General features: G+C 65.5%; 21 protein-coding genes. 9 read left to right on the top strand and 12 right to left on the bottom strand.

Annotated features, from left to right (window positions below; genetic code table 11):
* Window positions 1-53: 53 nt before the first annotated feature.
* The 8 genes from ACQY68_RS12125 (at window position 54) to ACQY68_RS12160 (ending at window position 10,633) form a co-directional block, all read left to right on the top strand.
* Window positions 54-2,111 (top strand): hydantoinase/oxoprolinase family protein, encoded by a 2,058-nt coding sequence (locus ACQY68_RS12125; RefSeq protein ID WP_428149682.1) that lies wholly within the window; start codon window positions 54-56, stop codon window positions 2,109-2,111.
* 5 nt (window positions 2,112-2,116) lie between these two features.
* Window positions 2,117-3,988, top strand: coding sequence for a hydantoinase B/oxoprolinase family protein (locus ACQY68_RS12130; protein ID WP_428149683.1), 1,872 nt, complete (start codon window positions 2,117-2,119; stop codon window positions 3,986-3,988).
* A gap of 6 nt (window positions 3,989-3,994) precedes the next feature.
* On the top strand, window positions 3,995-4,621 hold the full coding sequence (locus ACQY68_RS12135; protein WP_428149684.1) for an isochorismatase family protein: 627 nt from the start codon (window positions 3,995-3,997) through the stop codon (window positions 4,619-4,621).
* Window positions 4,618-6,123: an aldehyde dehydrogenase family protein gene (locus ACQY68_RS12140; RefSeq protein WP_428149685.1), complete on the top strand. Its 1,506-nt coding sequence runs from the start codon at window positions 4,618-4,620 to the stop codon at window positions 6,121-6,123. The genes ACQY68_RS12135 and ACQY68_RS12140 overlap by 4 nt, the downstream gene beginning before the upstream one ends.
* A complete protein-coding gene (locus ACQY68_RS12145) occupies window positions 6,123-7,277 on the top strand; it encodes an FAD-dependent monooxygenase (RefSeq protein ID WP_428149686.1) in 1,155 nt (384 codons plus the stop codon). The genes ACQY68_RS12140 and ACQY68_RS12145 overlap by 1 nt, the downstream gene beginning before the upstream one ends.
* 97 nt (window positions 7,278-7,374) lie before the next feature.
* Window positions 7,375-8,175 carry a hypothetical protein gene (locus tag ACQY68_RS12150; RefSeq protein ID WP_428149687.1) on the top strand — a complete coding sequence of 267 codons (801 nt, stop codon included), beginning with the start codon at window positions 7,375-7,377 and terminating at the stop codon, window positions 8,173-8,175.
* Window positions 8,172-9,029, top strand: a complete 858-nt coding sequence (locus ACQY68_RS12155; RefSeq protein WP_428149688.1) for an alpha/beta fold hydrolase — start codon at window positions 8,172-8,174, stop codon at window positions 9,027-9,029. The genes ACQY68_RS12150 and ACQY68_RS12155 overlap by 4 nt, the downstream gene beginning before the upstream one ends.
* On the top strand, window positions 9,026-10,633 hold the full coding sequence (locus tag ACQY68_RS12160) for an FAD-binding oxidoreductase (RefSeq protein WP_428149689.1): 1,608 nt from the start codon (window positions 9,026-9,028) through the stop codon (window positions 10,631-10,633). The genes ACQY68_RS12155 and ACQY68_RS12160 overlap by 4 nt, the downstream gene beginning before the upstream one ends.
* Before the next feature lie 4 nt (window positions 10,634-10,637).
* Here the strand turns inward: ACQY68_RS12160 and ACQY68_RS12165 are convergent, their stop codons facing one another.
* The 4 genes from ACQY68_RS12165 to ACQY68_RS12180 form a co-directional block, all read right to left on the bottom strand.
* Complete coding sequence (locus tag ACQY68_RS12165) at window positions 10,638-11,954, bottom strand: MFS transporter (RefSeq protein ID WP_428149690.1); 1,317 nt, start codon at window positions 11,952-11,954, stop codon at window positions 10,638-10,640.
* Between the two features lie 163 nt (window positions 11,955-12,117).
* The gene (locus ACQY68_RS12170; protein WP_428149691.1) at window positions 12,118-13,014 is read right to left on the bottom strand and encodes a LysR family transcriptional regulator; all 897 of its coding nucleotides are present in this window, start codon (window positions 13,012-13,014) and stop codon (window positions 12,118-12,120) included.
* Between the two features lie 145 nt (window positions 13,015-13,159).
* A complete protein-coding gene (locus ACQY68_RS12175) occupies window positions 13,160-14,026 on the bottom strand; it encodes an alpha/beta fold hydrolase (protein WP_428149692.1) in 867 nt (288 codons plus the stop codon).
* 157 nt (window positions 14,027-14,183) lie between these two features.
* Window positions 14,184-15,329, bottom strand: coding sequence for a zinc-binding dehydrogenase (locus ACQY68_RS12180; protein ID WP_428149693.1), 1,146 nt, complete (start codon window positions 15,327-15,329; stop codon window positions 14,184-14,186).
* A gap of 606 nt (window positions 15,330-15,935) precedes the next feature.
* Here ACQY68_RS12180 and ACQY68_RS12185 point away from each other — a divergent pair.
* On the top strand, window positions 15,936-17,267 hold the full coding sequence (locus tag ACQY68_RS12185; protein WP_428149694.1) for a tyrosine-type recombinase/integrase: 1,332 nt from the start codon (window positions 15,936-15,938) through the stop codon (window positions 17,265-17,267).
* 316 nt (window positions 17,268-17,583) lie between these two features.
* On the opposite strand, the gene ACQY68_RS12190 is transcribed toward ACQY68_RS12185, so the two are convergent.
* From ACQY68_RS12190 to ACQY68_RS12225, 8 genes are all read right to left on the bottom strand, one after another.
* Complete coding sequence (locus tag ACQY68_RS12190) at window positions 17,584-18,483, bottom strand: hypothetical protein (RefSeq protein WP_428149695.1); 900 nt, start codon at window positions 18,481-18,483, stop codon at window positions 17,584-17,586.
* Between the two features lie 235 nt (window positions 18,484-18,718).
* Window positions 18,719-19,156 carry a hypothetical protein gene (locus tag ACQY68_RS12195; RefSeq protein ID WP_428149696.1) on the bottom strand — a complete coding sequence of 146 codons (438 nt, stop codon included), beginning with the start codon at window positions 19,154-19,156 and terminating at the stop codon, window positions 18,719-18,721.
* 147 nt (window positions 19,157-19,303) lie between these two features.
* Window positions 19,304-19,624: a hypothetical protein gene (locus tag ACQY68_RS12200; protein ID WP_428149697.1), complete on the bottom strand. Its 321-nt coding sequence runs from the start codon at window positions 19,622-19,624 to the stop codon at window positions 19,304-19,306.
* Window positions 19,593-21,077, bottom strand: coding sequence for a hypothetical protein (locus tag ACQY68_RS12205; RefSeq protein WP_428149698.1), 1,485 nt, complete (start codon window positions 21,075-21,077; stop codon window positions 19,593-19,595). The genes ACQY68_RS12200 and ACQY68_RS12205 overlap by 32 nt, the downstream gene beginning before the upstream one ends.
* An 86-nt stretch (window positions 21,078-21,163) precedes the next feature.
* Entirely contained in the window at window positions 21,164-21,625 is a 462-nt protein-coding gene (locus ACQY68_RS12210) for a DUF6950 family protein (protein ID WP_428149699.1), read from the bottom strand.
* A gap of 238 nt (window positions 21,626-21,863) precedes the next feature.
* Window positions 21,864-22,562: a hypothetical protein gene (locus ACQY68_RS12215; RefSeq protein ID WP_428149700.1), complete on the bottom strand. Its 699-nt coding sequence runs from the start codon at window positions 22,560-22,562 to the stop codon at window positions 21,864-21,866.
* Window positions 22,563-22,900: 338 nt separating this feature from the next.
* Entirely contained in the window at window positions 22,901-25,354 is a 2,454-nt protein-coding gene (locus ACQY68_RS12220; RefSeq protein WP_428149701.1) for a DUF927 domain-containing protein, read from the bottom strand.
* A complete protein-coding gene (locus ACQY68_RS12225; protein ID WP_428149702.1) occupies window positions 25,351-25,767 on the bottom strand; it encodes a hypothetical protein in 417 nt (138 codons plus the stop codon). Before ACQY68_RS12225 ends, ACQY68_RS12220 begins: the two co-directional genes overlap by 4 nt.
* Between the last annotated feature and the right edge of the window lie 44 nt (window positions 25,768-25,811).

The following is a 25,811-nucleotide window of genomic DNA, read 5'->3' on the forward strand; positions in this document are numbered from 1 at the left end:
ATGGCCTCCCTTGGCGGGATGCCGACGCCTGTCCGCAGGCCCAGGAGAAGACCATGGCTTTCCGTCTCGGCGTCGATGTCGGCGGCACCTTCACCGACCTGTTGCTGTTCAACGATGCGACGGGCGACTTCTGGCGACACAAGACGCCATCGACCCCGCACGACAGCTCCGAGGGCATCCTGAACGGCGTCGAGGCGGTCTGTCGCAGCGCGGATGTGCGGCCGGATCAGATCGAGGTCTTCCTGCACGGCACGACGGTGGCGACCAATGCGGTGCTGGAGGGCAAGGGGGCGCGCGTCGGGCTGGTGACGACCGAGGGCTATCGCCAAATCATGCAGATCGCGCGCAGCTTCGTGCCGGGGGGTCTGGCCGGCTGGATCGTCTGGCCCAAGCCCGAGCCGATGGCGCGGCTGGAGGACACGGTCGAGGTCAAGGGCCGGATGGATGCGCGGGGCGTCGAGGTCCGCCCCGTCGACGACGCCGACATTCGCGCCCAGCTGGAAAAGCTGAAGGGCCAGGGCATCGAGGCTCTGACCATCTCCCTGATCAACGCCTATCTGAATGGCGCGCACGAGAACCGGGTGGCGGAGCTTGCGGCCGAGATCCTGCCCGACGTGCCGCTGTCGCTGAGCCACATCGTCCTGCCGGAGATGCAGGAATACGAGCGGACCCTGACGACAGTCGCCAACGCCGCCGTCCGCCCCATCGTCGGCCGCTATGTCCGGTCGCTGCGGGCGCGGCTGGAGAAGATCGGCATGACCGGGCGGCTGTCGCTGCTGCGATCGGACGGCGGACTGATGTCGTCGCACAAGTCAGAGGAGCATCCGGTCGCCCTGCTGATGTCCGGCCCGGCGGGCGGCGTCACGGGCGCACTGTGGGTGGCGAAGAACGCGGGGCTGAACAACATCCTGACGCTGGACGTCGGCGGCACCTCGACCGACGTGGCCCTGATCGAGAACGGCGAGCCGCGCCGGGTGAGGACGACCGAGGTCGGCCACCTGTCAGTCCGGGCCTCCTCGCTGGATGTGAAGACGGTGGGAGCGGGCGGTGGCTCCATCGCCTATGTGCCCGAACTGACCAAGGCCCTGCGGGTCGGGCCTCAGTCGGCGGGCGCGGCCCCCGGCCCTGCCGCCTATGGCAAGGGTGGGCTGTTGCCGACTGTGACCGACGCCAACGTCGTGCTGGGCTATTTGCCCGAGAACCTCCTGGGCGGAGCCTTCAAGCTGGATCGCGAGGCGGCGCGCACCGCCGTCCAGACCATCGCCGACGCGCTCGGCATCGAACTGATGGCGGCGGCACGGGGCATCATCGACATCGTCAACGAGAACATGTTCGGCGCGCTGCGGATGATCTCGGTGCAGCAGGGTTACGACCCGCGCGGCTTCGCCCTGATGGGCTTCGGCGGCGCCGGGCCCCTGCACGTCAACGCGGTGGCCCGGCTGATGGGCAGCTATCCGGCGGTGTCGCCGGTCTCGCCCGGCGTGCTCTGCGCCCTCGGCGACGCCACCACCCGGATGCGAACCGAGACCGCGCGGTCTCTGTCCAAGCGGGTGTCGGAGACCGGCCTCGAGGAGGTGCTGTCCACCTTGGCCGAGATGGACGCCCAAGTCCGCGCCGAACTGGTGTCGGACGGGATCCCGGAGAACGAGATCACCACGTCGTTCGAGATCGACGTCCGTTACTCGGGCCAGGCTTTCGAGGTGCCGATGACGGTGGCCCTGGCCGACCTGAAGGCGGGCGGCATCGCCGTTCTGACCGACCGGTTCGACGAGGAGCACCTGCGGCTCTTCACCTTCAACATGGACACCGAGCACGAGCTGGTGAACCTGCGAGCCGTGGCGCTCGGTCGCTCGCTGGAGCTGCCGGCGCTGACTCTGCCGACCGGGGACGGCGATCCGTCCCAAGCCAGGCTCAGGGATCACACCCTGTGGATGGACAACGCCGAACAGGCCGCCGTCATCTATGACCGGTCCAAACTGGACGCCGGCGACGTCATCCCCGGCCCTGCCATCGTGGTGGAGATGGACTCCACCACCCTGATCGAGACCCGCCACATCGGCACGGTCGACGCCTTCGGCAACATCCTGATCACCCCCTCGGCGAAGGACTGACAATCATGCGCGCCCGCATCGTCCAGACCAACACCACCCCGTTCAAGACCGTCCCCATCGATCCGGTGACGCTGGACATCATCGAGAACGCGCTACGCAACGCCCGCGTCGAAATGGACACGACCCTGGTCCGCACCGCCATGTCGCCGGGCATCCGCGAACAGGGCGACGCCTTCCCCCTGATCGCCGACCATCTGGGCCGGATGATCGTGGGCCAGTTCGGCTCCTACATCGGCCCCTTCCTCGACGGCTATGACGGCACGGTCGAGGAGGGCGACATGATCTTCCTGTCCGACCCCTATTCGGTCGAGGGCGCCATCAGCCACAACAACGACTGGCTGGTGCTGCTGCCGGTGTTCAAGGACGGGCGGCTGATCGCCTACACCTCGATGTTCGGCCACCAGTCCGACATCGGCGGCAAGGTCGCCGGCTCCATGCCCATCGACGCCAAGTCGATCTTCGAAGAAGGCGTGCGCATCCCGCCGGTCAAGATCTGGAAACAGGGGGTCTACAACGAGGACCTGATCAAGCTGGTCATGCACCAGACCCGCAGTCCGGAGTGGTGCAAGGCCGACCTGAACGCCCTGATCGCCGCCTGTCGCGTGGCCTCGCGCCGCGTCATCGAGATGGCCGAACGGTTCGGCGACGACGTCTTCGTCTCGGCGACCGAGAACCTGCTGGCCCGCAACCACCGCGCCATGAAGGCCCTGATCGAGAGCGCCATCGGCGAGGCCCCGGTCAGCTTCGAGGACTATATCTGCGACGACGGCCTGGGCTACGGTCCCTACAAGATCCGCTGCACCATGTGGCGCGAGAACGGCAAGGTGGTCCTGGACTTCGCCGGCACCGACCCGCAGTCGTCCGGCTCGATCAACTTCCTGCTGAACGAGAACATGATGCGGATGTTCTTCGGCATCTACATGATCATGGTCTTCGATCCGCAGATCCTGTTCAACGACGGCTACTACGACCTGATCGACGTGCGCATCCCCGAGGGGTCGCTGCTGAAGCCGAAGTTCCCGGCCGCCCTGTCCGGCCGCACCCACGCCCTTGGGCGTCTGTTCGACATCCTGGGCGGTCTGCTGGGCCAGAAGACGCCGGAGTTCCTGTGCGCCGCCGGCTTCTCCTCCTCGCCCCACCTTTTCTACTCGGGGACGGACAAGGACGGTGAATGGTTCCAGCTGTTCCAGATCGGCTTCGGCGGCATCCCGGGTCGGCCCTTCGGCGACGGCCCCGACGGTCACTCCCTGTGGCCCAACTTCACCAATGTGCCCAACGAGTTCCTGGAGCGCTACTTCCCGCTGAGGATCGAACGCTACGAGACCGTGCCGGACTCGGGCGGGGCCGGCCTGTTCCGGGGCGGCAACGGCATCCTGACGACCTACAAATTCCTCGATCCCGGCCTGATCGCCATCCACGACGACCGCTGGTTCACCTACCCCTGGGGCGTCAATGGCGGCGCGCCCGGACAGCGGGCGAAGAAGATCCTGCGTCGGGCCAACGGCGACAGCGAGGTGGTCGGCAACAAGCGCGAGGATATCCCGGTCGAGGCCGGCGACGAGCTGGACTTCATCACCTGGGGCGGCGGCGGCTGGGGCGACCCCTATGACCGCGACCCCGCCCTGGTGGCCAAGGAGGTCGTCCAGGGGCTGGTGACGGTTCAGGGCGCCCTCGCCTATGGCGTGGTCATCGAAGGCTCAGGCGGAGTCGATGCGGCCGCGACCGACGCCCTGCGCGCGAAGCTGCGGACCCAGCGCGGCAGCGAGATCGCCACCTTCAACTATGGCCCCTCCATCGACGAACTGCGGGCCAACAACGACACCGGACTGCCCGCGCCGAAACAGCCGAAATGGGCCCACGCCCTGGCAGCGGAATAGGCGAGCATGGCGGACCTCGACGACGACTATGCCATGGCGGGCTTCGACGGGCGGCTGGCGTTCGGCCGGTCCCCGGCACTGCTCGTCGTCGATGTGGTGAAGGCCTATGTCGAACCGACGTCGGCGCTCTACGCCGGGGTCGAGGATGCGCTGGCCAGCAATGTCCGGCTGATCGCGGCCTGTCGCGCGGCGGGCGTGCCGGTCGTCTTCACCCGCGTCGTCTATGGCGCGAACGGCCTGGACGGCGGCGTCTTCTATCGCAAGGTTCCGGCGCTGAAGGCCTATCTGCCCGGCTCGCCGCTGGGCGAGTTCTGCGACGGCATCGACCCAGGCCCGGAGGACGTCGTCGTCACCAAACAGTATGCCTCGGCCTTCTTCGGGACCAGTCTGGCGGCGACGCTGAACGGCATGGGGGTGGATACGGTGATCATCGGCGGCTTCTCGACCTCGGGCTGCGTGCGCGCGACCGCGCTGGACGCCCTGCAGAACGGCTTCATCCCCTATGTCGTGCGCGAGGCCTGCGGCGACCGCGACCCGCGTCCGCACGAGGCCAGCCTATTCGACCTCCAGGCCAAATACGCCGAGGTGGTCTCCGAGGCCGACACCCTCGCCCTGATCGGCCAGCCTCGATGATCCGCTCCGCCATCCAACCCGCCGATGCCACGCGCCGCTTCCTCGACGGCTCTCACGGCCTGCTGATCGACGGCCGGTGGGTCCAAGGCGAGGGCCGCGCCATCCTGGTCGAGAACCCCGCCCGCGAAGAAGGCCTCTGCGAGATCCGCGCCGCCTCGCTGGATCAGCTCGACATGGCGGTCGCTGCGGCTCGCGCGGCGCTGTCGGGCGACTGGGGCCGGATGGGCGGGCGGGATCGCGGGGTGATCCTGAACCGGTTCGCCGACCTGCTGGACGCCAACGTCGATCTCCTCGGCGAAGTGATGACGCTGGACAACGGCTCGCCCCTGTCTTCGTCGAAGATGGTGGTGCGGTTCCTCGCCGCCGAGCTGTTCCGCTACTACGCCGGCTGGGCCTCCAAGATCAGCGGCGAAAGCTTCGAGCCCAACATCGGCGCCCGCCCCGGTCAGGACTTCTTGGTCGCCACGATGCGTCAGCCGATCGGCGTCGTCGGCGCCATCGTGCCCTGGAATGCGCCCCCCGGCATGATGGCCATGAAGATGGCTCCCGCCCTCGCCGCCGGCTGCACCCTGGTGATGAAGACCGCCGAACTGGCCCCTCTGGTCGGTGAAATCTTCGGCCGTCTGTGGGGCGAGGCGGGCGGGACGCCGGGGGCCTTCAACATCATCCACGGCCATGGCGAGGACATCGGCGCGGCCATGGCGGCGCATATGGCCATCGACAAGATCGCCTTCACCGGCTCGACCGAGGTGGGCCGCAAGATCGTCCATGCCGCGACCGGCAATCTGAAGAAGGTCTCGCTGGAGCTGGGCGGCAAGTCGCCGGTCGTCATCTTCCCCGACGCCGACCTGAAGATCGCGATCCCGGCCGCGGCCATGGCCTGCTATTTATCGACGGGCCAGCAGTGCATGGCCGGGTCGCGCCTGTTCGTCCACGCCGAGGTCCACGATCAGGTCGCCGAGGGCGTCGCCGCCTTCGCAAAAACCCTGAAGGTCGGCGACGGCATGGAGCCCGACACCATCCTGGGCCCCGCCATCTCCGCCCGTCAGAAGTCCCGCATCGAAACCTACATCGACATCGCCAAGGCCGAGGGCGCGACCGCCGCGCTGGAGACCGCCCCCATCGACGGCCCCGGCCATTTCATCGGCCCGGCCCTGTTCACCGGCGTCACCGCCGGCATGCGGATCGAGCAGGAGGAGGTGTTTGGCCCGGTCCTGAGCCTGATCAAGTTCGACGACGAGCAGGCCCTGATCGCCGCCATCAACGGCACGCGCTACGGCCTGTCCGGCTCCGTCTGGACCTCGAACATCACCACCGCCCTGCGCTTGGCCAAACAGATCGATTCCGGCCAAGTCGGCATCAACATCCACGCGGCGATGAGCCCTGAGACGCCTTTCGGCGGCAACCGCGAATCCGGTTGGGGCCGCGAACTGGGCCGCGAGGGTCTGGACGCCTATCTGAAGACCAAGGCCGTCAGCATCGCCCTGGGGCCCAAGATCTGATGCGCATCCAGATCATCGGGGCGGGTCTGGGCGGTCTGGTCGCGGCGCTGGCGCTCCGAGACGCCGGCCATGACGTGGAGGTGCACGAGGCCGCCCCCAGCCTGGGCGAGGTCGGCGCCGGCCTGACCCTCAGCCGGGGAGCACAGCATGTGTTCCGGGCGCTAGGCATCCAGGACCGGGTCGCCAGGTCCGCCTGCCGCAGCTCGGCCTTTCCCTTCCTGCACTACAAGACCGGCCGGCTGCTGAACGGCGCCCACGACCACGGCGACGGTGGGCCGGACGACGGCATCGACGACGTCGCCCGCCAGATCCACCGGGCCGACCTGCATTCGGTCCTCGTGGAGGCCTTCGCCGAACGCGGCCCGCCCGTCGTGACTGGCCACCGCCTGACCGGGTTCGATCAGGACGACAACGGCGTCACCGCCCGCTTCGCCGACGGCTCGATCGCGCAAGGCGACGCCCTGATCGGGGCGGACGGGGTCAAGTCGGTCGTCCGCGCCCAGCTATGGGGCGACGGCGAGCCGCGCTTCACCGGCCAGATCGCCTATCGCTTCCTGGTCCCGGCCGAGATCGCGCGACCCCATATGGGCTTCGGACGCGGCGCGGTCTTCCTCGGTCCCGGCCTGACCTTCAACCGCTACACCCTGCGCGGCGGCCAGATCGTCAACGGCGTCGGCATCGTACGGACCGAGACCTGGACCGGTGAAGGCTGGTCCACCCCCGCCAGCCGCGAGGAAATCCTGAAAGCCTTCGAAGGCTGGCACCCGGATGTCCCCGGCCTGATCGGTCAGGCGGAGCACGCCATCAAATGGGGCATCTTCGACCGCGCCCCCCTGCCCGGCTGGACCCAAGGTCGAGTGACCCTGCTGGGCGACGCCGCCCATGCCATGCTGCCCTTCCTCGGCATGGGCGCGGCCATGGCGATCGAGGATGCGATGATCCTGGCTAGGTCGTTCGCGGCCGAGCCCGACGTCGCCTCCGCCTTCGCCCGCTACGAGGCCGCCCGCCTGCCGCGCACGACCCTCGTGCATCACAAGTCGGTCGAGCAGGGCTTGCTGACGCAGGCCCGCGATCCCGACACCTATGACGGCAAGTCGGCGCCCTCCAGCGATCCGTCGCTGACTGCCTACGACCCCGTGACGGCGCCGATCTGATGGGTGCGCTGCCCGCATGGGCTTATGACCAAATGCCCGTTCTCGGACGACCAGCCCGCCGATACGGCTGGCGGCAGACATCACACGGAGCGACGACATGACGACGCCATCGCGATCGCCCGGCCCCGGTTTCGATCCGCTGTCCGCCTATCGCACCATGTTCGGAACGGCCCGGGATGGCGTGGCCGCCTACTGGTATTTCGGCACGGCCTTCGTCGAGATCGAAGGCTTCCCCGTCACCCCGGCCATCCAGGCCGAGACCCTGATGGTCTACAAGACCACCACCCTGTCGCCCGACGCCTTCCGCATGGACTGGTGGGAGATCGGCTATATGCGCGACATCGCGACCGGCGAGATTTCGAAGAGCTGGGTCAATCCGATCACCGGCGCCGTCCGCACTTCGCCGCAGAAGTTCGAGGAAGGCCCAGCCCATTTCCTGATACAGCGCGACGGCGACGGCCTGAAGCTGGAGCTCGAACAGGCGCACGCCCGGATCGATCGCGTCGATGTCGTCTTCACCGAAGAGGACGGCCGCATCCTGCTGACCCAGACCGAGCGCAAGACGCGCGGCTTCCCCCTGCCCGACGGCACCATGGTCGGCCCCGACCATCCGGACGCCAGCGCAGCGGTCACCACCCTGTCGATCATTTCGTCCCGCCCGGACCTGGCCAGCGACAGCGCGCCCGGCTCCGGCGCCTATGATTTCGTGTTGCAGAAGCTGCCCAGCTGGATGGGTTTCGGCGACCGCAAGGGCACGCTCCTGACGCGGGGCGCCATGGTCAAGGCGGAGATGAACCACGCACTGAACCCCATCGCCTGGCAGCGTCTGAAAGACCTGTTCCCCGAGTGTTTCGACGGCGACGTCGTCCTCCCCAAATGGCCGGAGCCCGCCGCATGACCCAGCCCCAGACCACAGACGTCCAGAACCTCAAGATCGACGGCCCGATCGGCAAACTCGCGGTCCGCACCAAGGGCCTGTCCGCCAAACCGGCCCAGGTCGTCGTCATGGTCCAAGGCTCGAACCTGACGGGTCAGGCGATCTTCGACCTGTCGTTCCCGGGGGGCGAGGACTACTCGCTGATGGACGGCATCGTCGACCACGGCTTCGGCACGATCACCTTCTCGATCCGGGGCTATGGTTCGTCAGAACCACCCGAGGACGGCTTCAGCGTCACCACCGAAGCGGCCATGGACGACCTCGACGCCGTCATGGGCTGGGTGGCGGCGCAAGGCTGGGCTCGCCCTCACCTGCTGGGCTTCTCCTGGGGCGGCCGTATCGCCGGCCGCTATGTCGAGACCCATGCCGAGCGGGTCGATCGCCTGATCATGTACGACCCGGCGCGCGGCGGCGGGAACCTGGTCCTGCCGGCTCCAACCGAGCCTTGGTGGACCAACACCTACGCCCACTACAACGAAAAGCTGGAGCCGGAATTCACCGACGCGGCGGTGCGCCACGCCATCGGCGAACTGGTCGCCTCGACCGAGGCGCGCTCGCCCAACGGCATCCGGCTGGAGAACGCCAGCCCCTACAAAGCCGTTGATCCCAAGGCGATCACCCGGCCCACCCTGCTGATCTATGGCGTCGAGGCGGCCAAAGCCAACTACATGCAGGGCGGCACGCCGCGCGGCGTCTTCTTCGAAGACCTGGCCACCGACGACAAGGCTTTCGTCATCATCCCCGAAGGCGGCGACTTCGCCCATTTCCAGAAGGCCCGCTACCGCCTGTACAAGGCCATCGGCGACTTCCTGTGACCACCGCGCCCGGCAAGCCCGTCGTCAACGACATCGTCGCCGAGCTGACGGCGATCGTCGGCGACGCGGCGATCACGACCCTGGCGGAGCGGACCTTCTTCTCGACCGACATCGCCTCGCGCGGCGCGGTCGCGGACATCGTCGTGCGCCCGGCCAACACCGACAGTCTGTCGCGCGTCGTCGCGACCGCCACCGGCCACGGCTGGGTCGTCGTCCCGCGCGGCGGCGGTTTTTCCTACACGGGCGGCTACACGCCCGAGACGACCCGCTCCGTGATCGTCGACATGCGCGGCATGGACCGGATCGTCGAGATCAACACGACCGACATGTATGTCGTCGTCGAGACCGGCTGCACCTGGCAGGCGCTCTACGAGGCGCTGAAGGAAAAGGGCGTTCGCACCCCCTATTTCGGCCCGATGTCCGGGTCTCGCGCCAGCGTCGGCGGGGCCCTGTCGCAGGGCAGCTTCTTCCTCGGCTCGACCCAGTATGGCGCGGTGTCGGATTCCGTCCTCGCGCTGGAGGTCGTATTGGCCGACGGCACGGCGCTGAAGACCGGCGCGTGGGGGTCGGAGGGTATGGCCCCCTTCATGCGCCAGTTCGGGCCCGACCTGACCGGACTGTTCCTGAGTGACACCGGCGCGATGGGCTTCAAGTCACGCGCCGTCCTGCGCCTGATCCCCCTGCCGCCGCATCAGGCCTACGCGAGCTTCGCCTTCACCCGCTATCCCGACATCGTCGAGGCCATCTCCGCCATCGGGCGTTCTGCGCTGGCTGCTGAGTGCTATTCGTGGGATCCGTTCTTCGTCCGACTGATGGCGGCGCATGCCACGACCGGGCTCAAGGAGGACCTGCAGGTCCTGCTGAACGTCATCAGGGCGGGGTCGAACCTGTTCGACGGCCTGTGGGCCGGCGCCCGGATCGCCTTGGCCGGCCGGGGCGTCTTCAAGGGCGACACCTGGCTGTTGCACCTGACCACCGACGACCACTCGGCCGCCGGCGCCGCGGCCAGGCTGAAGACGCTCCGCGCTCTGGCCAGACAGGCCGGCGGATCGGAAGTGTCGCCCACCGCGCCGCGCGCCATGCGGGCCGCGCCCTTCATCGATTTCAATACCGCCGAGCGCCGCATCCCGCGCCGAAACCTGCCGGTTCACGGCCTGATCCCCCACTCCCTGGGCCAGATCGTCACCGCCGAGGTCTATGACTATCTGGAAGCGAACAAGAGCGAGATGGAGCGACTGGGCATCGGCTGCGGCGTCCTGATGATCGCCGTCGGGCCTCAGGCCATCACCGTCGAGCCGCTTCTGTCATGGGAGGATCCCGAGCAGTTCCTCCACGATCGGGTGCGCGAGACCAGCGATCTCGACGCCCTCGCCGGCTACGATGACCGCCCCGAGGCGACCCGGTTCGCCATGACGCTGAAGGAGGGCTTCAAGGCCATCTTCCGGCGTCACCGCTGCGCCCACGTCCAGATCGCACGCTTCTATCCGTGGAAGGAAACGCTGGAGCCCCGGACGCTCGAACTGATCAAGACGGTGAAGGATGCGATCGACCCAAAGGGGCTGATCAATCGTGGCTCCCTCAGTTTCGGCAGAGCGGACGAATAGGTAATCAGGCCGACGTCCGCTCGGTCTTGTCCAGCTTGGCCTCATCCAGATTGTAGGCCAGCAGCGCCACGATCCCCAGGGCGGTGATGATGGTCGGGATCCAGGCCATGATGAAACGGATCATCGCCAGGGCGCTCTCGGGCTGGACCACGGCGGCGCCGCGCGACTGCAGATAGCCCGCGCTGCCCAACAGGGCCCCGACCAGCGCCACGCCGATCGCCCCCGACAGTTTCTCGACCGTCGTATACAGGGCGGCGAAGATGCCTTCGCGGCGCAGGCCCGTGCGGCGGAAGTCGTACTCCATCGTGTCCGGCAGCATGGACTGACCCATCAGGATCACCCCCGCCCCGCTGACGCCGATGATCACGCCGCGCAGATAGATCAGCCAGCTCGCCTCGCCATGGCCGGCATAATACCAGCTGATCCAGGCCGGCAGGCTGAGGATCAGGGCCGCCAGGAATGTCCTCTTCTTGCCGATGCGGCGGCTCAGCATCAGCCACAGGCTGGGGGTCAGCAGCAGCATCGAGGACTGGCACAGGAAATACAGGCCCAGAACCCCGTCCGGCGCACCGATGATGCGCTGGAAGAAGAACGGGAAGATCGACTGGATGCCCAGGCTCATCAAGGTGATGAGCTTGACCAGAACCAGGATCACGAACGGCCGGTTCGAGAAGCCGGACTTGATCTGTTCGACCAGGGTGTGACGCGTGCGTTCGCGCACCGTCGAGGGGGCCTTGGCGGTGCCATAGAAGGTCACGATGCCCGCCCCGATCACCACCGGCGTGAACAGCAGCGCCATGTTGGTATAGGCCTGCGCCCCGCCGCCGAAGAACTGCAGCAGGAGAGGCCCGACGAAGGTGGCGATCATGATGGCCAGACCGACGCCGTAGACGCGCCAGCTCATCAGGACCGTGCGCTCGTGATAGGTCTTCGTCATCTCCCCCGGCATGGCCATGTAGGGGATGTTGAAGACGCTGTAAGCGGTGGCGTAAAACACAAGAATCCCGGCCATATACCAGATGCGGGTCTGCTCGCTGGCGAAGCCCGGGGCCGCAAAGATGGCCACGATCGACACGGCCAGCAGCACCGCGCCGATGATCAGATAGGGCCGACGACGGCCCCAGCGGGTGCTGGTCCGGTCGCTGATCACACCCATGCCGACGTCCGCGAAGATGTCATAGAGCTTCGACATGGCGATCAGGGACGCCGCCAGTCCCGCCGCCAGCCCATAGACGTCGGTCATGTATCGCAGCAGCAGGGCGTTGGTGGCGGTCAGCACCGTCACCGGCCCGAGGGTGCCGATACCCCAGGCGATCATCATACCTCGCGTCAGGCGCTTCTCAGTCGGCGCTTCGGGGGTCGCTGCGTCCGTCGCGATACTGTTCATAGTCGCCCCCTGCCTGTGCTGACCGGAACGCTAGGGTTCAAGCAGGGCCCTGACCAATGTGGTCTGGTCGCAACCCTATGCGTCGCGGGTAGATCGCTCAGTGAACGAAATGCTTGCGGATCCGGCTCAGCAGGTCGTCCCGGTGCCGCGTGGCGAAGCCGAACCTGCGCGTCACGATCCCTATGTCGGTCTGCTCCGCCGGCGCCTCGCAGTCCAGGAACACGGCCTCACCGCTGTCGATGGCAGCCAGTGCGACATCCGGCGGCAGGACTGCCAGCAAATCCGAAGCCAGAATCGATCGCTGGATCAACGGCATCGAGTCCGTCTTGATGACCTGCACCGGGCAGTCGAGCCCTTTCGAATAGAAGTATCCCGCGAAACTCCGCTGGAAGCCGGCGCTGGCCAGGGTTGCCCAGCGCGCCTGGGATAGTTCGATCGGCGTCACCTCGCCTTCGTGATTGGCGAGGGGATGCGACGCCCTTGCCACCACCCGCGAATGGTGTTCGCGCATGCGCTCGACAAGCAGGTCCGCATCTTCATCGACCTGTCCAAGCAGGCCGAACACGAAGTCAATCGATCCTTCCTTCAAGTCGTTGACAAGATCAAGATAGCCGCCCGTCTTCACCGTCAGCCGCACGCCTGGATAGGTGTCGATCAGGGCCGCTATGATCTGAGGTATGAAGTAGTAGCTGTAGTTCTGGGTCACCCCGAAGGTGATGTCCCCTACCCGCCCGGCGCCGATCGCCTTGATCTCGTCCGAACATCGCGCCAGCTCGTTCATGACGATGCGGGCGTGCTGCAAGACCGTCAGCCCAAAGACTGTCGGCTCGACGCCCTTGGGCTTGCGCAACAACAACTGGACACCGAGCCGCTCCTCCAGAGCGCTGATGCTGCGGCTCAGCCCTGACTGCGAGATGTTGCACTCGTCAGCGGCCTTCAGCAGGTTGCCGCACTCGACGGCCGCGATCAGATGCTTGAGCTGCTGAACTTCCAAGATGCGCTCTCCGGCGGCGATGTTTGATCGTCAACGACCATGCAACAACCGCTGTCACGATACCGTCTCACGACCCTGTGGCAACCTGCCGAGTGCGGCGGGGCCAGTTCAGGCCTGTCAGACCTGGCTTTTGCGTGAGTGGCGCCTACTCCTCATTCAGAAAGCCGTCGATCAAGTCGGCGACTTCTCCCGCAGCCACATCGAAGATGCCGTTGGCCAGATGCGGCATCTCGACAATCCTGGCGCGCCTCAACGCCGCTGCCGCCTGTCGCGACGCCGCCGCCAGATGGTTGTGGGGGTTGATGATCAGCACGGGTTGCCGAATGGCGGCGAAGCATTCCTGCACGTCGAACCGAAACGCCGCGTCGTGCGCCCACCAACCGTTCGGCCAGGCGCGCAGCTCATCCACGAAATTCTCGAAGCCTTTCCCCAGATCGACGCCCGGCGGACGGTCGCGAACGAAGAAATCCCACCTTTCCCTGAACTGGTCCAGATCCGCCGTCAGCGTCGCAGGTTGAGCCAGCCTGTGCCGCCAGGCGGCCTGCTCGTCACCACTGAAAAACGGCACCCCGATCAGAACCAGCCGTCTGACACGGCCAGGATGCCGACGCGCCAGCTCAGCAGCGATCAGAGCGCCCGTATGATATCCGAAGATATCTATGCAGCCTTCACGCGCGGCATTGAACGCCGCTTCCACCGCATCGACATAGCCCGGAAGATCGAGACGTTGAGCCGGCGCATCCGAGGCGCCGTATCCCGGCGTATCCATGGCTGCGACGCGACGGGAGGGCGCCAGCGCCCGGACCAGCGGAGCCAGGCTTTGCCCTGAATAGGCGGTTGCGTGAAGGCAATAGAGCGGCGCGCCGTCCCGTTCCGTGCCGCCTTCGATCAGATGAACCTGCTGCCCTGCCCCGCCAACGTATCGACGACTCAACAACGGCCCGCCGCTTGATCGAACCCCGCAGCCCTGCGGCGTTTGCAGGTTGATATCCAACCGAACCAGATCTGTCATGCGGCCGAGCTATCAGCGCGGCCGCGTGCATCGCAGGCGCTTTAACTCATACCGGACTGCTCAAAGATCATAGGCAACCTCAACGACAGACCACGGATTTTCGCTGGAACAATGGCGCCGACCTTTAGCCGGGCGACCTTGTCGAGCTCGACAACGATCACAAGACCTGGGCCGGCCAGGGTCTGATGATCTGGCGAATGGCCCTGCCGTCGGCCAGCGCATCCAGCAAGCTGTTCAGCTCGGACATCGGCCCCACCGAGGTCAGCAGCATCTCGACCGGAAGCCGTCCCGCCCGCCACAGGGCGATGTAGCGAGGGATGTCCCGGCTGGGGATGGACGAACCCATGTAGGAGCCGATCAGGGCCTTGCCCTCGGCGACCAGGGACACCGCCGGGATGTCCAGCCGCTCGGCCGGATTGGGCAGGCCGACGGTGACGATCCGCCCGCCGCGACGGGCCGAGCGATAGGCCTCCCCGAGCACCACGGCCTTGCCTACCGTCTCCACGACGACGTCCGCCCCGCCCGGCATGAGGGCGGCCAGGACAGCCTGGGCGTCGGCGGGATCGGCCGCGACGGCGCCCTGGCTCTCGGCCAAAGCGCGTTTCTGCGGCGACGGATCAATCGCCAGGATAGGCGTCGCTCCCGCCGCGACCGCGCCGAGCAGCGCCGCCAGCCCGACGCCGCCGAGCCCGTACAGAACCAGGCTCTCGCCAGGACGCAGGGCGGCGGAATTCATCACCGCGCCCACGCCAGTCAGGACGGCGCAGCCGAACAGGGCGGCGATCTCCGAGGGAATGTCGGCATCGACTTTTACTGCCGAGCGACGGTCCACCACCGCGTGGGTGGCAAAAGCGGAGGCGCCCAGATGATGGTGCACATCAACGCCGTCTTCGTGCAGGCGGACGCCCCCGCGCAGCAGTCGACCCTCGCCGTTCGCCGCCGCACCGTTGGGACACATATACCCCTCGCCGGACCGGCAGCGGACGCATTCGCCACAGGCCGGCAGGAAGGACAGCACAACCCGGTCGCCGACTGCGAACTCCGCGTCATCGGGCGACCCCAGAACCTCGACGATGCCGCTGGCCTCATGGCCGATGACCATGGGCATCGGGCGCGGTCTGTCGCCGTTGACCACGGACAGGTCCGAGTGACACAGGCCCGCCGCGTCGATGCGGATCAAGAGCTCCCCTGGCAACGGATCGTCCAGCGTCGCCTGGGCCAGGCGGAACGGCATGTTGGTCCCATAGGGCCGTGCGTGCCCACCGCAGGAGTCCAGCACCGCCGCCGTGATGGTCCGGGTCATCGCTGTCCAGCCCAAGCTCGGGGGAATCCGGGGGGCAATTGGAGGTCAACCTCCCCGCGATGCCTTGGTGTGGTCGTTGGATAGACAGTCATGACGTCAGCCCTGGCAATTGTACGGGCCGCCAGAGTTATGCAGCGGTCGATCGTCGATTGAACGAGAAGACACCGATCCGCACCATCCATGTTGGGATGGAAGTCCGACAGTTTGTCATCGAGCGATCGTAGCCAATCAGGCCCGGCAAAATCAGGTCGTCGCCCGGGATCAAGGCGGCCTCGCTCCTCACTGCACATCCCGATCGCCTGATGGGCGGACTGCCACCTTCACCACAATTCTCCGGGCCCGAACCAGAACGCCCCGACACAATCGTTATATGCTTCTGATTTTTATAGGGAATGTGGTAGGCGGCGACGGGTTCGAACCGCCGACCCTCTCGGTGTAAATGTGGAGGTGGCATGTGTCATCCGCATTCCTGCCGATGGAGCCAGCGACTATGAGGCAGTGGCGGCGGGGATTTGAGGCAGAATGCGTGTCATTCCGTTTCCCTCGCTTTCGGATCGTGTGGTATCTGTTTGGTATCTGGACGGTTCAGAGACCAGGAGCGGCACCATGGCCCAGCACAAGGCGAAGCTGACGAAGCGGACAGTGGATGCGACCACCAAGCCAGCGGAGGGCGAGACGTGGGTTTGGGACACGGAGATCAAGGGCTTCATCCTTCGCGTCCGCCCGAGCGGCCGAAAGGTCTATGCCCTCCGCTATCGCCTCGGGACGCGCCAGGCGACCTATACGATCGGAACGCATGGCTCGCCTTGGACGCCGGACACGGCCAGGGAGAAGGCCCTTTGGGCGATGGAGCGGGTCAGGAACGGTGAAGATCCGACCAGCGAGAAGCGAGCGGCACGCGAGGCAGTCACTGTCAGCCAGCTGGTCGAAACCTATGTGACCGATGGCCCGGCGACAAAGCCGAACAAGCGGGCCAGCACCTGGATGAATGACGCGTCGAACCTCAGACGCCACATCACGCCGTTGATCGGCCGGAAGCTGGCGGACTCGGTGACGAACGGGGACGCGGCCCGCGCATATCGAGACATCGCCAACGGCAAGACGGCCGCCGATGTGAAGACTGGCGTGCGAGGCCGAGCGATCATCACCGGCGGAGAGGGCGTGGCCCGTCGCACTAGGACTACCGCAGCCGCCATGTTCGCGTGGGGCATTGCCCACGGGCTCGTGAAGACGAACCCCTTCGCCTCCGTGAAACTGACGGCTGCGCCGACTCGCGAGCGCTTCTTATCTCGGCAGGAGGCCGCGACCTTCTTGGACAAGCTGGCGGAGTTAGAGGCCTCGGGTGCCGTCGCCAGCGCCTTCGCCGACGCGACCCGTCTCCTGCTGCTAACCGGCGCTAGAAAGACGGAGATCCTTGGCCTCCGGTGGGCTGAGGTCGATGTCGAGCGGAGGTCGCTCAGGTTGCCGCCAGAGCGGACCAAGGCTGGCGGCACGTCGGGTGAGCGGCGGGTGGTGCTCTCGCCGGCCGCCTTGACCATCCTCGCCAGGCGGCTCGATGATCGGAACGCGTCGATCGCCCAGGCGAAATCCGTCGGAGAGATCTCGGCAGTTTCCCCGTTCGTCTTCCCGTCGACTAGGGGCGTGGGCCACGTCATCGGCCTGCGCCGCCCGTTCAAGTTGGCGATGGCGGCCGCCAAGCTGACGGACGTCCGCATCCACGATCTTCGGCATTCGTTCGCCTCCTTCGCCATGGCGGACAAACAAAGCCTGTTCATGGTGGGCAAGCTGCTCGGCCACGCCAGCACCCGGACGACCGAGCGATATGCGCACCTTGCCGATGATCCGATGCAAGATGCCGTGGCCTTGATCGGCAACCACTTGATGCCAGCGGCCACGGAGGGCGGTGGCGAGGTCGTTACGCTGCCCCGACGAGCCTAGCCGAGACCTTCGGCGATACCGGCGCGGCGTGCTGACGGTGCGGGCGTTCTTCTTTTCGGTGGGAACGGTGGGTGCGGTGGGGACTGCGGGCCTAACTCACTAAATCGAAGAGCTTTTCTCGCGTCCCCACTCCGGCGAGCGAGTGTCCCCAAAAGGCGGCGGTGGGGACGGGCTGTCCATTTTGGGAACGCCGTTCCCGCCCGACCTCCGGCGCGGCTTCATCACGTCCGACCGCCGCTTTTCTCCCGACGAACGGCGCTCGTTCGGTTCGGGATCAGCCCCAATGACAATGTGTGGCTGATGCAGGAGGCCCTCCCTACTCGTCATCGGCAGAAAGGATGCTACCGAACTCCTGGACCGTCGTTGGCCGATCGCCATGAACGATGAACTGGATCCCTCGCTGCGGCGCGGGCGCGTGATGAATGGGCTGGTCAGGCATCTTGCCGACCATCTCCAGAAAGGCGTCCAGCGCCTGGAGCGCAAAGGCCTGATGTGCCCGGGTCTGCATGATCGCGATACACAGAAACAGGCAGATATCGGCTCGATCACGTCGCGCCAGGATCGCAGCGGGCGTCACCCGGGTGATCGGGGGCGCGGCATCTGAGGCGTATAGTAGGCGGTTCCGGGCATTGGCCTCTTTTGCAATCAGGGCGTGGATGTTCGCGAACGATTGCGCTGACGCCAGTTCGGCGAGCTCCTTCCCGAAGCGATCAAGCGCTTCGTCAGGGCCTTTGCGTCGCGTCAGGCCCAGAGGCTCGGTGAAGGTGAGCCTCATGTCTTCTGAGCCTGGGAAGACGACGCCTAGTTCGTGGAGCGGCAAATGCAGCTGCAGGCTCGGGGCCGCGTAATCCAGGGTCATCTGAGCTTGCTTCACGAAGCCCTTGCCGCCTAGCGTCGAGCGGACGGCCCAGATGAAAGGTCCCACTGCCGCCTTGTGTCTATGGTTGCCGAGATTCAGACCATTGGCCCCAGGGTAGCGACGGAGCTGGAGGCTCCTGAACAGGGCCGCAGCGGCTTCCTCTTCAGCCGTGATCGCCCGAAACGACGCCATCTCGCGATCGACCGCAAGCAGCGCCACGGCCTTCTCGAAACCGTGGAATGCGTTCTCCGCTCGAAAGCGGACGGGCTTTGGAAGGTTTGCAATTGCCTTGCCGAGCGCACCGCGCATTACCGATGCCTCGTCCTCTCCCGCCAGCGGCGTGTTTGCTTCGCTCATTCAAGGGGTCCCTCAGCGTCGGCCGACTGCCGGTTCCTGCGCCAACTTTCTAGCCGGGCGACCGGCGAATTAGGCATCGTCTCTCAAGCCGACCTACATCGTCATGCCTTGGGGGATCGAAGCCGGCAGTGGCAGCGCGGGGTTGAGCCTAAGTGGGAAGGCCGGTATCGGCGCTGAGATTTCGCCACCTCACAAGCGTGAAGCCCTGTCCAGCTGACACCGGCAAGGCGTTGCCCTATCGCTTACCGAACGCCCAACCGCGCTTCACAAGCGCCGCTTGGACGCAGGATTCGATATTGGATCGGGTCGTGGCGGAGAAGCTTTCCAAAACCGCGATGCAGGTCTGAGCCGCCTGTCGCCGCGTCTGGTCGGCTTCCGACGGGTCATCGACGACTTCCCAAGCTTGTTCAAGGTTGGCAGCCGATGTCGATAGAGGCGGCAGCCATTTCATTTTGACCAACGAGCGGTCGTCGAGGTCGCTCGCCTCCGACAGGATCTCGCTGGCGGCCCGCCACACGTCAGCTCGAACCTGCGCGAAATTCCCAGTGAGAGTCGCCAGCGGGACGAGCTGTTTGGCTGAACCGCGCATAGTCACTAGATGCCGCTTGATCACCCCCAAGGACGTTTCCAAAGGCACGCGATGCTTTTCGAACTCTTCGCGGAAGATAGCCATGTCATGGTTTCGCTCACTCGCGCGGAACGCCACAGCCGAGATCACGGCGGCACCTATACCGGTCACCGCACCAATGACGGAAAGGACGGTGGCAGCGAGGTTACCGCCGCCTCCGACGTCACATCCGATGCAAATCGAAGGGTCCATCTAGCTCAGAATTTGCGAGCGATCCCGGATGGTACCTTTGACCACTTGTTCAACCTGCTCAAGGATTTGAGGCTTAGCATCGAACACATAGTGATTGCTGAACCCGACAATTCCCAACGTGAGTATGCTCACGCTGAACATCCCCCGAAAGAAGGACGGGCTGATAGTGTCCAGGTCGCCCGGCACTTGCACTAGCACTGGCTCCGGCGACTTATCGAGTTCGTCAACCTTGAACTCGTGACGGGCAGCGAGGCCGCGCTCTTGGCCGCTCAGATTCCGAACGTCGCCTCTAGTCAGCTTGCTCAGTTCGATCGTTGCCATTGAGGTTGTTCCTGTAGAAATCTGGGTCGAGTGTAAATCCAACGCTAATGACCGTCCCCGGCAGCTTAACCGGGAGATCATAAACAAAGGACTCGTCTGGCGGTTCGGCTGAGGAATTAGACGCATTGCAAAACAACCGACGGGCAGGCTCATCCGACCTTCGACGTCCCTTAATGTAGGGATGGCGCAGTCGAATGCACGAGTTACCGCTCAAGATGGCGATTTTTGGGGCCAACTCGACGCGGTCGCTAAGCCCCAAAATATTGACCGAGTCAACAAAATGCATAAATCCGTAGCCCCCGGAACCCTCCTCATAGGCCCGCTCGTCTCGGGTAACGCCATCTTGTAATGCCGCCAGCGTGACCAATGTCTCACGACTTTGGCGCGCCCTGGAGAGGCGCATACCTTCAACGAAATCGTCGATTTTCTCACGAAGTTCGGCCGGCGCTGTGGCCTCTAGGCTCTCAAAGATCGTTGCCCCCACGCTGATAATCCCGAAGTGGCATTGATACCTTTGCTCGCCCTCAATTTCGCGGCGCGCCATGAACGCCGCCAAGCTCCAGGACCCGTCTCGGTCTTCGTACGAACTGTGCCGCTCTGCGTTGTCCAGCAGCTCGGTGATCATCGATTTGATGTTACCACGGCCCAGGTCGGTCAGCTCTGCGTTGGTTCCTGCCGCCGCCATCCACACATTGATCTCGTCAACGAGACGATCCGCAGCAATCTCAGAAGTCTGCGGCTCCAGGTATCGCCACGGGGAGGCGGTTCGACCGGTCTCGCGCCGTCGCTGGATCGGCAGAGCCCACACGTCTTTTAGATTTCGCAGCTCTGGGAACGCCATGCCCAGGAAGTGGCTGAGGCCAACAGCTGCGATGACTTTCTGGACCGGCGGAAACATCGTGCCGCCGCGGGTAAACACGGGAGCAAAGTGAGGCCAGAACTCAGCCATGAGCAGATAAGGGGCAATGTCTTCGACGTACTGAAAATCGAAGTCCAAGCGCGCACTGAGGGCGTGGGTCTCTACGCGTACGATCTCGGACAGACATCGGATGGTCCCTTCAGGATCATCCAAAAACGAAAGGCTGGAGATCTTCGCTTGGACCTGATCGCCTTTCCGGTCCCGGCGGAGGATTGGCTTCCAAAGCTTCTTCCGGTCCGGAAGCAACGCGTCCAGGACGATGTGTGGAGAGTAGCGGACGGCCAGTACCGCCTTTGAGATAGGCGGGCGGCTGGAGCCTGTCAGCAGCCGCGCTGCGTGAGCCAACTGCTTTCGCCGGAACCGCTTTCGGTTCAGTTTCGACGCCGCGCCAGATTTCGCGGGAAGGCTGTTCGCCATCTGGATGGCTGTCCGCTTTTGCTCAAGGCTTAACCGGATGATCAGCCTCCGCAGAGGGTCTTCCGATGATCGCGTCTTCACAACTTGGCGGAGCGAATCGAGGTCGCTCTTCTTCATTAGGTTACAATGGAGAAGAGCTTGGCCGCGCGCCACCAAAACGAACGGCGCTCGTTTCGCCAGGCGATGACGACCACGGACCGGACCTAGACACTCCAGGCCTGGAGCAACGCCGCGCGCGGTAGGCGGAGCAAGCCCGAGGAGGTCACGCCGACGACGGACTGCCCTTCGATCAAAACCAATGCGCCCTCCGCCGTCATCCCCACGTCGCCGCGCTGGGCACGCAGAGCATCAATCGCCCTCATAACCTCGCTGACGGCCGCCGCCATGCCGCCGTGCGCCCTAAGAACCCGCACCGAGCCTCGATAGCTGGTCCATTGGCTGGTGAAGCGAGCGAGTGGATCTACGCCGGTAACAGCTTTGACGCCGCCCGAGGCGCAACGGGCGCAATCGTGAGTGAGATCGCCACCGCCATATCCGAAAGCCCAGCTTTCCCGCTCCTCCAGGTAGGACGCCAGGGCGTTGCCGTCCCGCCCGACAACGACACCGACCAAGGCGGTGCGAACCGGCGTCGGGGGTTTTCCGTCTCGGGTGATCTGCTTGTCCAAGATCATCTCGCCACGTCCATGGCGTCGGGCTTAGATCGCATCTCCTGCGAGGCCCGCCGCTCAGCCTGCCGGCGAGTCAGCCCGCCCTGAAACTCAAGCACCGCTGCTCGCTCCACCCACTCGTACCAGGCATCAACGTGGGCGGTGCTGTCTTCGGAACCCGGCGGGTTCGGAAGGTATCTTGCCCGAGCCGCCGCGATCGCTGAGGCGAGAAGATCTGTCGCCATCTCCCCGGCCTCTAAGCAGCGTCGGCGAGAGCGGCAGGCCAGCGCTTCAAGATTGTCGTGAAAACGCCAGAACGCATCACCGAGGTCAGCTGACAGAACCCACCGACGATGGGCGTGAATGCTCGCTGATCTTCCATAAGCGCGAGCGCATGCTGTTCGATCGAACCTGACGGCGACCACATATCGGTTCCCCGCTTTGCAAGGCGCGCCGCCATGATTTCATCGCCGGGAGTGACGTAGACCACAGCTGTGTCTTCCGACAGACCGTCCAAGACGGTCGCGCCTAGCCGGCAAGGTTGCCACGCCGTGTCCGTCTTCAGATCGGGGACCTCGCTCTGGGTGCTACTGGCCACATAGCAGCTAAAGCCGTGCTTCTCGGAGAAGCCGACCAGGACCGCATCCACCGTCATCAGATCGCCCACGACCGCCGTGCCCGCCTCGACCGCCGCCGTCATCGCAAGGTGCGCCTGACGACCGAGGTTACCGAAATCAGCAGCAAGACTGTCAAAGTCCCCCTGAGCCTGTCGCAGCAGCACCCCTAGCAACTCTGCAAAGAGGATCGGTCCGCGAGCTGCGACCACCGCGTTGAGGTGGGCAGCGATGTAGACCTTCTGGCAGAGCAGGGCCTCCGCACCGGTGTCTCCGAATGCTGCACCATCGGTCGCCAGGTGCGCGCCGTCAGCCGTGAGATATACAATGGCCGCGCTCACTTCGAACCCCTCGGCCCGAATAGCCGCGCCGGGCTAGCCGGGATGGCCGCATTGCCGGCGGCTGTGACCACAAACGAGGCCGTCATTATCGCAGCGCCCTCACCGAGCAAGCCGACCAAAGGAGCCGCGAGGGTGCCGACGACGGCTGGAAGAAGTTGGGGCATATCAGGTTCTCCAGTTTTGGATTGCAGCGTATTGGGAAGGTCTAAACCCACCGGCCAAGGCGGCCGGAGAGCGATCGGGAGTAGTCATTCTCGTTTCCTCAATCGTCTGACGGCGGCAGTCCTTCGCGACCTGCCAATGTAGTGATTCCGGGTCACAACTTACTTCATTTTGCGCTAACTCTCGATGTCGAGTTCCATCACAGATGCCTTGATCCAGTAGAATCTTCGGTTCTGTCCTTGGACCTTCTTTTGCTTCTTCAGGTGCTTCCCGTCGCCCTTCTCTAGGTATCCGGCGTCCAGCACCGTCTGAGCGGCAAAACGGAGATCAAAGCCCCGGAACACCTCGGCCCAGCCAGCATCATGGAAGAGGTAGAAGGTGTCGGGTCCCGAGACATGGCGAATGCCTAGCGTTGACAGGGATCGGGCTTCACCAGCGCGATCGCTCGCCGCCTCTTCCCATTCAGTCCCACGGTCATCATTCAGGTTGGCGAACCGGCTCAGCTGTTGCTCGATGGCCCCCTTGAGCGTCCTCAGCACGTCGCGCTCCTCACGCGGGGCGGAACGGCCAAAAGCGTCCGCCCATCGGTTGAACAGCAACAGGCTCGCCGCCGAGGCTTCACCGGCATCCCACGGTGCGACACCGAAGGCTGAGGCCAACTCACCGGCTGCGGAGACCAGGGCGAAGCGCAGCGCCGCACGGTGGACCTGGCCGTGGTCGTCGGGGCGCTTGGCCGTCGCCATGAAGCCCGTCATCACCTCACCGGCGATGCGCTTGGCGGCATCTATGTCGCCCACGAACCGCTCCAGGAACGCAGGTCCCGCATGGCCATAGTGGTCCCTGGTCGCTTGTTTCAGAGCGTCCGACATTTCCGCCGGTCCGACGAAATCATGCAGCGCATCCCAGACGCCCATGCCCTTCCCGGCGTCTGCGGCGATGTCCAGCAGCCGCAGTTCCTGACCAGCCATGGCGCGGTCGCCGCGCCGGCTGGATCGGATGTGATCGGCAAGGCCGATCTCCCCCGTGGACAGCATGATCGCTCGCCATTCCGAGCGCTTGCGCAGCTGGCCGTCAGTCTTCGAACGGGCCTTCCCTTGGCCGGTCGCCAGCGCGTAAGCGGCTTGCCCGGCTTCCTCCGGCGCGACCAGGGCCAGTTCATCCAGCACCAGTAGCGTCTCCGAGTGACCGTAGGCGATCATCTCCAGCGCGTTGGCTGTAGCGCGCCACGAGTGCGCAGATCCGAGCGGGCCGCCACCACCCCAAATCGACCCGGCAGCCAGGCCGAGGGTGGTCTTTCCGCTCGAAGATCCACCACGGAAGTGGAACCCGCCCCCTTCCATCCCGAGGGGGCGAAGCAATGGGCCGGCGAAGCCGATCGACAGCGCCAGCAGCAGCAGTGGATTACCGGAGGCCTTGGCGGCGACTTCGGCCCGCCAGCCTTCCAGCGTGCCAGCCGCCCGGTAATGAAGCGCGGCGGCGTCGCCAGTGAACAAGACCTGTTCCGCGCCGGGCGGCCCGATGACGCGCGACGGCAGCACGAAGCGATCACCGGGAGCCCAGCCGGTCGCGTTCACCAGGGTGATCCGTCGCGTGCAGGACAACTCCGCCAGACATGCCGTAAAGCGATCGTATTGACCTTTCCCGGGGACGATCATCAGACCTTCGCTAGCCAAGCGCGCCTTGACGCCAGCACCTTCCGAGACCAGGGCCGCACGCGACACCACTTCCGTTTTCACCCTGCCGTCAGGGTCCCGGAACCGGATGGCGACGGCCCAACCGCTGCCGTCAGGGTCACGCGCCTCGCCGAGCGGTTCGAACGGGGCCGAGACTTTCACGGCGAACTTCTCGCCCTTCTTGCCCGGCACCGGGACGTCGAACCAAAGGCCCTCCGCGTCCAGCTTGAAGCCGTAGGGCAACTCCACGCCGCCAGCGATGCCCTCGAAACGAGCATCCTCAATAGCGGCGGTCGCCTCCGCCAGACCGAACCCCACTGGCCAGGCGTCGGCAAGGTCCCAGCCCTCGGGCAGGAATGTGGGGACGCCGGCCACGGCGACGGCCTCCGCGCCAGCAGCGCTGACGCGACGGGCAACATCGTCAGCGGCCTTACGACCAGGGGCATCGGCGTCGGCGAAAACTACCACCTCTCGCCCCGCGAGCGGCGACCAATCGACCTTCCCGGAGGCCTTCGAGCCGCCCGGCCAGGTGATGACCGCAAAGGCCGGAAACAACGCCATGGCGGCGTCGGCGGTCTTCTCACCCTCCACGATCAGAACAGGTGCGCCAGGAGCCTTGGCTAGGCGGTCTAGCCCGTAGAGCGGGCGCGGATCAGCAAAACCCTTCCACCGCCACCGCACGTGGTCGTTCTCGCGCCAGCAGGTCAGAGGGAGGACCTGCTTGCCGTCGTCGGCGTCGATGCGGACGACGTAGCCCAGGACCGCGCCACTGGCGTCGCGATACGTCCACCGCGCAGACGGGCCACCCTTGCTCGGATGGCGATCGGGCGGCGGGGGGGCGTCTGCCGGCACCGGCATGACAGGGCAACTGTCGGTTCCAGAACGAACGGCGCTCGTTTCGCCTCCCGCCGCCGCCTCGGCGGCTACCCGCTCAAAAGGGTTTTCAGGGGCGCTCACCGACGAAGCTCAGCCTCACGCTGAAACTGAGCGATGCGGCTAGCGGTGGCATCGGCATCCAGAGCGGCCATCGCCTCACGCACCGTAGCCTCCGGCCTCCAGACAATGATGCGAAATCCCAGCCAGCTCAGAACGCGGACGTCATAAACGCCTCGGCGCCCGAAGAAGCGGCCGACGTCACGCAACTCCTCAGTCGACAAACCGTCCGGGTCGCCATCCAGGTATTGGCGCATATCGGCATGCGACACACCGATCTCGGCGGCCATGAACCCGGGTGACTTTTCAACGAGCTGCAGGGCGGCGGGAATGATGCGGTCGAAAGGTTCGGCGGGCAGGTTATCGGCCCAGCCTTGGAAGCGGCGAGACAGGCGCTCGCACAGGTCCGCAAGGCCGCGAACGGCGGAGGTCTTCATCTAAAGTTTCCTTGAAGATCCGGGCCACGGGCGTGCGCCGGAAT

This window comes from Brevundimonas sp. (genome assembly GCF_965278935.1).
Lineage (GTDB): Bacteria > Pseudomonadota > Alphaproteobacteria > Caulobacterales > Caulobacteraceae > Brevundimonas.